The sequence below is a fragment of the Mycobacterium sp. genome (assembly GCF_052143115.1).
Classification (GTDB): domain Bacteria; phylum Actinomycetota; class Actinomycetes; order Mycobacteriales; family Mycobacteriaceae; genus Mycobacterium.
On sequence record NZ_JBKQTQ010000263.1, the window covers coordinates 1 to 8526 of the forward strand.

The window sequence follows — 8526 nt, forward strand, 5'->3', positions numbered from 1 at the left end:
GCATGTGGGACCAGTCGGGCGGATACTTTGTGCCGCTAGAACTTCAGGCCAGGTGGATCGCATACACGTGGGGCGGCGCGATCCCGGCGACAACTGAAACCGACCAGCGGCTGTCGATCAATGCTTATCGCTCGAAGCGGGGGACGTCCCAGAAAACTCGGATGAACCTGGTGGCTCTCACCTTCGCTCGAGCCGCCGGGGTCGAGCCGCAGCTAGATAACTGGCCGCACATGCGCCGCGCCCTGCTGTTCGGTCCGCTAGCACCGAGCGGTTTTCGGCTCGAGGGCCCGGACGCGCTGCCCGATGCGCCGGTCCGATTCGAGCGCGACGCCGCCGCCTTCGGTGCTATCACGACAAACGAGCTGACCGAGCGTGAAAGAAGCTACTGGTCGCTCGTTGAAACCACTGCCTCCGGCTCGACCGGGAGCGACGGAGGAATCGCGGCGACCCGGTGAGAGCCGCTCATTTGCATCTTCTGTTGTGGAGCTGCCGGGAATCGAACCCGTGAGGTGACCTGCAGAAATACCGTTTGACCTGCGTAGATGTACGCGAAACTACGACTGATTACGCCAAAGCACCTCGGATTACGCCGGATTTGTTGGCGGCGCCAACACACAGAGAGGGAAGATCACGCAGGACGGCCTCGTTTGCCAGGGCCCCGGCGCTGAGGGCCCTTCATGAGGTTGGGGTGGTGCAGGTCCTTTCATTCAGCGACCAACTGTTCCAGCGACCAACTCTTCGCGGGGGATGGGTTCGCCTCGCAGAGCGGCGGCCGATCTTAACGAGCGACAGTTCGCCGTCCGCCTCTGACTGACCCGAAGCCGGAGGTCAGCGTCCTTCCACTGTCCGATGGGTCGCATCACATCGCACTCGATGTTGGGCGGTTTCACCGCGTTATGTTCCCAAGTCTGTTCCAACGTGGGCCGACTTACGCGCGGGTGAAAGAGCCAGTCGCTGTAGGGTTCTGGCCATGGCCGATCGCACTGCCGGTCTTGGCGAGCGCGAAGGCACATGGTGGCTGGGCGGCACAAGTTGGCACGGTCATATGTACTACGTGTGTCAATTGTGAACTGGGCGACAACCGACGACGATGTCGACCGCTCAGCTGACGCGATAGTTGAGGTCGCACAAGATATTTCGTCGCAGGCAGCTCGCTGAGTTGCAAAATTCGTTGCCAACAGTGTTGCGGATGAGTTAAAGCCCAATGGTTGGTTCGTCGAAGGTCTGCCCGGGCAGGCTGAGTGCAGAGGCGCTGTCGAAATCGATAGACGCAGAGCCCGAGATCGAGCGGCGCCGTCTTAATTTGTGGACGTCGTATCACGCCCAATTCATCGGTCTAATAAGCTTTGCGACCACCTGACCCCCCAGTCATAACAAAGGCGTTCGCACATGCGTGCGGCTGTTCGGCGCTCGGTGAGTCTGCGCAGGTCACAAGCATTTCTAGCTAGACGGCGCCGTGATGGGCCTTAAGCCCCCACCCGTGCCGGACACCGGGGGTCCCACCTGTGTCGGTGGCCGGAGTCCATGCCGCCCGCGTTGTATCGGAATGAGCGCCGCGAGCCGCCGAGTCGTGGAGCGGCCGAGAAGTTGGCCCGGCCATCTGGCCGCCGCCGTATACATTAAATACCGCAACATCAAAGGCGATCCGTTGTGGGCATTCGCCGCAATCTCGGGGCCGGGCCGCGGATAATTCAGGTATGTCGGAGCGCGCGCCGACTTCGGCAACGGTTACCAGGCTCGCGGGGTGCTGCCTGTTGGCCGCGCTGCTGGCGGCGGCATTGATGTTCCCAGTCGCGGGCGGTATTGGGCTGTTGTTCAACCGCGCCTTCGAAGTTGTCGCCGACGAGTCCGCACAAATCCTCGAAGGTGACGTCCCGCAGGTCTCGACGATGGTTGACGCCGCGGGAAACCCGATCGCCTGGCTGTATTCCCAGCGGCGGTTCGAGGTCCCCACCGAGCAGATCGCCAACACGATGAAGCTGGCAATCGTGTCGATCGAGGACAAGCGGTTCGCTGGGCACAACGGGGTGGACTGGCCGGGCACGTTGACCGGCCTGTCCGGCTACCTGTCAGGCAACCTCGACACCCGCGGCGGATCGACCATCGAACAGCAGTACGTCAAGAACTACCAGTTGCTGGTGACCGCGCAGACCGACGCCGAGAGGCGAGCCGCCGTGGAAATCACACCGGCGCGCAAACTGCGCGAGATCCGGATAGCGCTGACGCTCGACGAGAAGCTCTCCAAAGCAGAGATCCTCACCCGCTACCTCAACTTGGTGTCGTTCGGCAACGGCGCGTTCGGCGTGCAGGATGCCGCTCAGACCTACTTCGGCGTCAACGCCTCGCAGCTGAACTGGCAGCAGGCCGCGCTGTTGGCCGGCACGCTGAAGTCGACGAGTGCGCTCGACCCGTACACCAACCCCGAGGGGGCACTGCAGCGGCGAAACGTGGTGCTGGACACCATGGTCGACAATCTCCCCCAGTACTCCGACGAATTGCGTGCCGCCAAAGCGGAGCCACTGGGCGTGCTACCCCACCCGAATGAGCTGCCCGGTGGCTGCGTCGCCGCCGGCGATCGCGGCTTCTTTTGTGACTATGTACTGGACTACCTCGCGCGGGCCGGCATCAGCAAGGAGCAGGTTGCCCGCGGCGGTTATCTGATCCGCACGACGCTGGACCCCAAGGTGCAGATGTCGGTCAAGGAGGCCATCGACAAGTTCGCCAGCCCGACGATCGACGGCATCGCCAGCGTGATGAGCGTGATCAAGCCCGGCAAGGACGCGCATCGGGTGATCGCGATGGCCAGCAACCGCACCTATGGTCTCAACAGCGACGCGCACGAAACGGTGCAGCCGCAGCCCTTTTCGCTAGTCGGTGATGGGGCAGGCTCGATCTTCAAGATCTTCACCACGGCGGCGGCGTTAGAGATGGGCATGGGTATCAACACTCAGCTGCAGGTGCCGGGCTTCTTTCAAGCCAAAGGCTTGGGCAGCAGCGATACGCCCGGCTGTCCGAAGGAAACCTGGTGCGTGGCAAATGCGGGCCGCTACCGCGGTTCGATGAACGTCACCGACGCGCTGGCCACCTCGCCGAACACCGCGTTCGCGCGCCTGATCCAGCTCATCGGGGTGCCGCGGGCGGTCGACATGGCGGTCAGGCTGGGGCTGCGGTCCTACGCGTTTCCGGGAACGGCGCGCGTCTACGACCCGACGAGCGGCGAAAGCTTGGCCGATTTGATCAAGCAACAAAACATGGGCTCGTTCACTTTGGGTCCGTTCCAGCTCAACGCGCTCGAGCTCTCCAATGTGGCGGCGACCCTCGCGTCCGGCGGCATATGGTGCCCGCCGAGCCCGATCGACAAGATCGTCGACCGCAAGGGCAACCAGGTGCCCGTGACCACCGAGGGCTGTGACCGGGTGGTGCCGGAAGGACTGGCGAACACGCTCGCGAACGCCTTGAGCAAGGACGACCAGGGCAGCGGCACCGCAGCGGGCTCGGCCGGCGCGGTGGGTTGGACCCTGCCGCTGTCGAGCAAGACCGGCACCACTGAGTCGCATCGATCCTCGGGATTCGTCGGCTTCACCAACCACTACGCGGCGGCGAACTACATCTTCGACGACACCGGCACACCCTCGGGCATCTGTTCATTCCCACTGCGCAGGTGCCGCAGCGGTAACCTGTATGGCGGTAGCGAGCCCGCCCGCACCTGGTTCGAGGCGATGAAGCCGCTCGCCACCGATTTCGGCGAGGTGCATCTGCCGCCAACCGATCCGCGCTACGTCGACGGCGCGTCGGGCGGCCGGGTACCCGATGTGTCCAGCCTGAAGGTGGACGCGGCGCGTCAGCGCCTCAAGGACGCCGGTTTCCAGGTCGCCGACCAGCCCACCTCGGTCAACAGCTACGAGCCCTATGGTGCCGTGGTAGGGACCACGCCGAGCGGTCAAATCATCCCTGGGTCGATCATCACGATCAACATCAGCAACGGGATTGCGCCGGCACCGCCGCCGGCTCCGGTGCAGCGCGGGCCCATTGTTGCGGCTGACGGTCAAAACGAACCAGCCCCTCCCCCGCCGCTGGTAATCCAGATCCCTGGGCTGCCGCCGATCACCTTGGGAGCGCCACCGCCGCCCGGACCACCTGGCTAGAAAATGGCCCCCGGAGGGTCTCAGATTGCCATTTCGGCTGGTAGCGGGGACAGTGGGCTGACAGGATTTGAACCTGCGACCACTTGACCCCCAGCTATGAAAGTGGGGTCGGCACATGCGCGCGTGTGTCCGCTGGTGTAGCACTCCCCTGCAGCTCAGAGGTAATTTTAGACGCTCAAGGACATTGGCGAACATTCACGGATAGCCGGCCCATGCTTCGCTGGTTGGCGTACGGGTTGGCGTACGGGCCCGCGCAGGGTATGCCGGCGGCGCCGGATCACGTGGCCCAGTTGACTACCTCGTCGATCGCTCTGCGGATTGATGGCAGTGGGATGTTTTTGAGGTCGAGAGTGCGGACGATGTGTCTTACTCCGGCTGTTGTTGTGATTGGCAGTCCGTAGTGCTCGAAGGCGTACGACTTCCGGTCGACAGAGTCTGACGGTCCTTTGCCCCTTCAGATATTGTCTGATGGCGGGGGGTAGCGCGAAAAGGAGATCGTCCTCGGGGATTCCGAACGGCGTTGGCGGCGGCAGGCCTTTGTCTTTGAAGAGCTTGATCAGCTTGGTGACTTTAATCTCTTCGCTCGACCGCTTCTTGTTGGAACGTTCTCCCATCGTGGCGGGTTCGTGTGATCGGTCAGAATACCCATTTTGATCCCGAGCTCGATCGCTAGCTCGGCTGAGAAGCCCCGTGCCGAACGTCGGTCCTAACGACTTATGCCGCAAGTTCTGGCTGGCAGTTATGATTCGCGGTTCGTTCGACGGCCCACTGCGCGATGGCGAGGGCTGCCGGGGCTAGCGTCTCTTCGTCTCGGGCGACTTCGGTCGCGTTGATGCTGACCAGGTGGCGTGGCCGCCGCAAGCGCCGTCGTCGTGCGACCCATTGTGCGATCAGCGCGACCAGCGCGCCGGTCGGTCCGGCAACGACCATCGTTACCAGCGACGCCTCGGTGATCACCAGATAACCGAACGCGACTCCGATTGCGAGTAATGCCACTCGTGTGACTGTCCAGCCTGTGGTCGAGCCGAGCCGCCGGGAGAGCCCCATGCCCAACATCAGCGCAAGCAAGTGCCCGACGGCGGTGAAGTCCGCCCCGGATGCGGCCACCAAGGCTGTGCCCAACCACCAGCCGATCCAGGCCGGACGCCACCGAGGCGGTATTACGGTGGTCAGCGCGCCCAATACCGCCAGGGCGCCGTAGCTAATACCGACGTCGCTGGCGTGGGCAACCGAGATCGGCAGCCACCCCGCCCCGATCGCAACGGCCAGCCCCACCGCAACGAGCAGCGTGGCGCCGACGTGGCCCACCGCGAACGCTAGGAACAGCCCTCTGCCGCGCCAGACCAGCTCCCCCAGCGCCAGCAAGCACACCAGTCCCGGCAGCAAGAAGTAGATATCGTCGCCATCGGTGACAAACGCGCTGGCCACCAACGTGGCGAGATGACCGTTCGCCAGGTTGTACAGGTTGGTGCTCATGTGACTGACGACGGCGTTCTGCATGTTCGGACCGAGCGCCAGCAGCGTGCCACCAATGACGGCCAGCACTACTGCATAGGCCGCTGTGACTCGCACCGACACCAGACGGGAAACCACCACCGACAGCATCGTCGTGTGGCGCGGGTCACAACCTGTCGCGGGTTCCCGGCGGCGCAGAGCGATGACCGCGGACTGGCCGTGCAACCGATGAACGGCGTCGGACAAGGTCATTTCGTACCCCAGCTGGCTCGCCCGCGGCCCCTGGTGGAGCGGCGTCTGGAGTTACTTAACGCCCGGTGCGAGGATCTGATTGCGCTGCTAGAGGTGTTCGTGGTAGGGATCACAGCGACGGGAACCCGATTCCGCCGACCTGACGGGCAGTGCTGCGTCCCGATCACCGGCCGCAATGCGCAAGGGTCCACCACCATTGACTTCACGCCCGCAGTCGCGTCGTTATCCGGCGAATGAGGGTGCCGGAATAATCTGGGATCCTGGGGAATACGTCCGGCCGGCGGAGCGGTGCTCATCATCTCGTCGGGGTCGGCCTCAAAGAGCCGCGATGAGGAGTCGACGTCGGCCGCGAACAACGTCACCGTCCCCGTGGGCAGAAGCCCGCCGATGTCCCGCCCGTTTTGGTTAACCGGCGACCTGCGGCCCGTGGCGGCCTCATGCTGGCCGATACGCGGTGACCAACGGCGGCTAGACATCAGCGTTCTCTCGGCTGATCCCCCTACCCGCACCTGACGGTCGACCCGGTCAGAACCCCGACCGTGGCGCGTGCCGGGGTAAAGCCCACATCTGGCGGCGGGAGAGGCGACGTGGGACCGGTGCCGGCCGTATCGGCCAACGCTGGGAGCACTCTCCTGCACATCGAACATGTCGCACCTACGTCGTGAGGGGCACGTCGGACTCTGGGTCCCTGGGCGTCGGTGCCCCGCACGGCGTGCTGAGCCCAGTGTCGAGCGATCGCAGCGGGTTGGAACGCGTAGTCCACCACTCGAACCTGCCGGCATGCACTACTCGCCTCGCGTCCGGCCATCATGCCGTCACGCGGGCCGATGAACCCAACGTCGCCGAGTGGGCCATACCACCTTCGCGGAGGCAATTCCGAAATTCCACAGCGACGTGCGTAAACGCTGGTGGAGCTGCTGGGAATCGAACCCGCCTCTCTACCAGGCAATATGCCTTCTGAGCTGCCGGTTCGTTCCGTCTCGTTCCGCTTCAGTCCCGTTTGTTACCTGCGGTTTCGTTCTGGGGTCTTGACGGCGTCAATCCACACTGGGTGCCCACAGGACCGGGTGCAGGGTAAGCGCGGCGGCGATGACCCTTACTTTGTAAGAATGGTTTGCTATGTCGCGTTCATTCGACGTCGTGACCGAATCGCCTGCCAGCGTTGAACAAATTCATGCGGCGTTCGGCCGCGAGGACTATTGGCTGGCCCGCATCGCGGCCGGTGACGCCACCACCACGCTGGATTCGCTGATCGTCGACGCCGATCGCACGGTGTCAGTGCGCGCCACCCAGCACCTGGGTGGCCAACTACTACCCGGACTGATTGCCAAACTCGTTCGCGGCGACCTAAAAATCGTGCACAGCGAGACGTGGAGACCGGACGGTAACGGCCAGGTACGCGGGCAGGTCAGCGTCGCGGCTTCCGGCGGGTTGGGATCAGGCCGTGCGCAAGGGTGGCTGGCGCCCGCGGGCAACGGCTCGCAACTGCGCCTCGCCGTGAAAGTGGAGGTCAAAATCCCGTTGATAGGCGGCAAACTCGAGAAGTCCATCGGAGCTAATTTGGCCGAGAGCATCCCTGCGGTGCAGCGTTTCACTACCACGTGGATCGCCGAACATCCATGACATTGGGCCTGCGAACGCGACACATAGTACGAACCTGTCGAGATCCTCCCGACTGCGACGGTTATCGTGGCCGCTGTTCGTCGGTGCGCTGAATTGTGTTGCTGTCCAGCCACTCCAACATATCCGACCAGCGGTGATCTTGACGTGAACTCCGAGCCGCGTGATTTTATGGCTTTGACCAGCATGTTCTCTGTGGAGCTGCCGGGAATCGAACCCGTGAGTTGACCACGCGAAACGACGCCAAACGACGCGAAATGACCTGCCGATACGCCGAACGTGTTGATGCCATCAACACGCATCAACACGGCCCGAAAGGTTTGAACGCAGCCAAACTCCCCCATTTCACTACCCTTCGCGGTCCCGCCGAGCGCCTCATAGCGCGCCGATAGCTCAAACAACCGACGCGCGGCCGGGCGAGCGGAATCGCCGAGGTCAACCCTGTAACCAGCTCGCCGTCGCCGATGCCGCGCATGCACCTAACCGTCCAGCCGTGGGGGTTGGGCAAGACGTAATACCGAACCCTCGTGCTCGCCGAGCGCGATCAGCTCGCCGATCGCTCGCGCTGTAGCCGCCTCCGCAGCCAGTACAAGAAATTCTGTCTGCGGTAGCGTTGGCACCGCACTTGTCTAGCGAAACCGCTTATTGCAGCGGTCTTGTAGGGATGGAAGCAAGCGGTGAGGACTCATCCCAATTGACGTCCTTCAAGCGGCGGGGTGCCGTACTGGCGGAAATGCTCGCAGCGGGTGTCGTGCTGGTGCAGTGCACCTCCGCGCTGCCACCTCCTGCGGCCACACCATCACCGGCCGTTACACCATCACCGTCGGCCGCGTCGTCGTCGGCCAGCGCGCCGCCAGCACCTGCCGGTGGGACCGTGGAGCCGGTCACCGCCGCCGAACTCGGCGCGAGCTGGCGGCCGGGTTGCCCCGTCGAGCCGGGGCGGCTGCGACGGGTCAACGTCGACCACATCGGTTTCGACGGCCAGACCCACCGCGGCGAGCTGATCGTGCATGAAGACCTGGTGCCGGAGGTCATCGCGATCTTCGAGCAGCTT

4 protein-coding genes and 2 pseudogenes are annotated in these 8526 nt (G+C 63.8%); 5 read left to right on the plus strand and 1 reads right to left on the minus strand.

Going from position 1 to position 8526, the window contains the following annotated elements:
• Positions 1 to 455: pseudogene (locus ACLQI9_RS26160) on the plus strand (hypothetical protein); the annotation flags it as partial.
• Positions 456 to 1697: 1242 nt separating this feature from the next.
• On the plus strand, positions 1698 to 4145 hold the full coding sequence (gene ponA2, locus ACLQI9_RS26165; RefSeq protein ID WP_442380383.1) for a transglycosylase/D,D-transpeptidase PonA2: 2448 nt from the start codon (positions 1698 to 1700) through the stop codon (positions 4143 to 4145).
• Between the two features lie 714 nt (positions 4146 to 4859).
• On the opposite strand, the gene ACLQI9_RS26170 is transcribed toward ponA2, so the two are convergent.
• Positions 4860 to 5750: a rhomboid-like protein gene (locus ACLQI9_RS26170; protein WP_442392391.1), complete on the minus strand. Its 891-nt coding sequence runs from the start codon at positions 5748 to 5750 to the stop codon at positions 4860 to 4862.
• A 6-nt stretch (positions 5751 to 5756) separates the two neighbouring features.
• On the opposite strand from ACLQI9_RS26170, the gene ACLQI9_RS26175 reads away from it, so the two are divergent.
• The 3 genes and pseudogenes from ACLQI9_RS26175 to ACLQI9_RS26185 all read left to right on the plus strand — a co-directional run.
• Positions 5757 to 6089 carry a hypothetical protein gene (locus tag ACLQI9_RS26175; RefSeq protein WP_442392392.1) on the plus strand — a complete coding sequence of 111 codons (333 nt, stop codon included), beginning with the start codon at positions 5757 to 5759 and terminating at the stop codon, positions 6087 to 6089.
• Between the two features lie 882 nt (positions 6090 to 6971).
• A complete protein-coding gene (locus tag ACLQI9_RS26180; protein ID WP_442375917.1) occupies positions 6972 to 7475 on the plus strand; it encodes a DUF2505 domain-containing protein in 504 nt (167 codons plus the stop codon).
• Positions 7476 to 8136: 661 nt separating this feature from the next.
• Positions 8137 to 8526: pseudogene (locus ACLQI9_RS26185) on the plus strand (M15 family metallopeptidase); the annotation flags it as partial.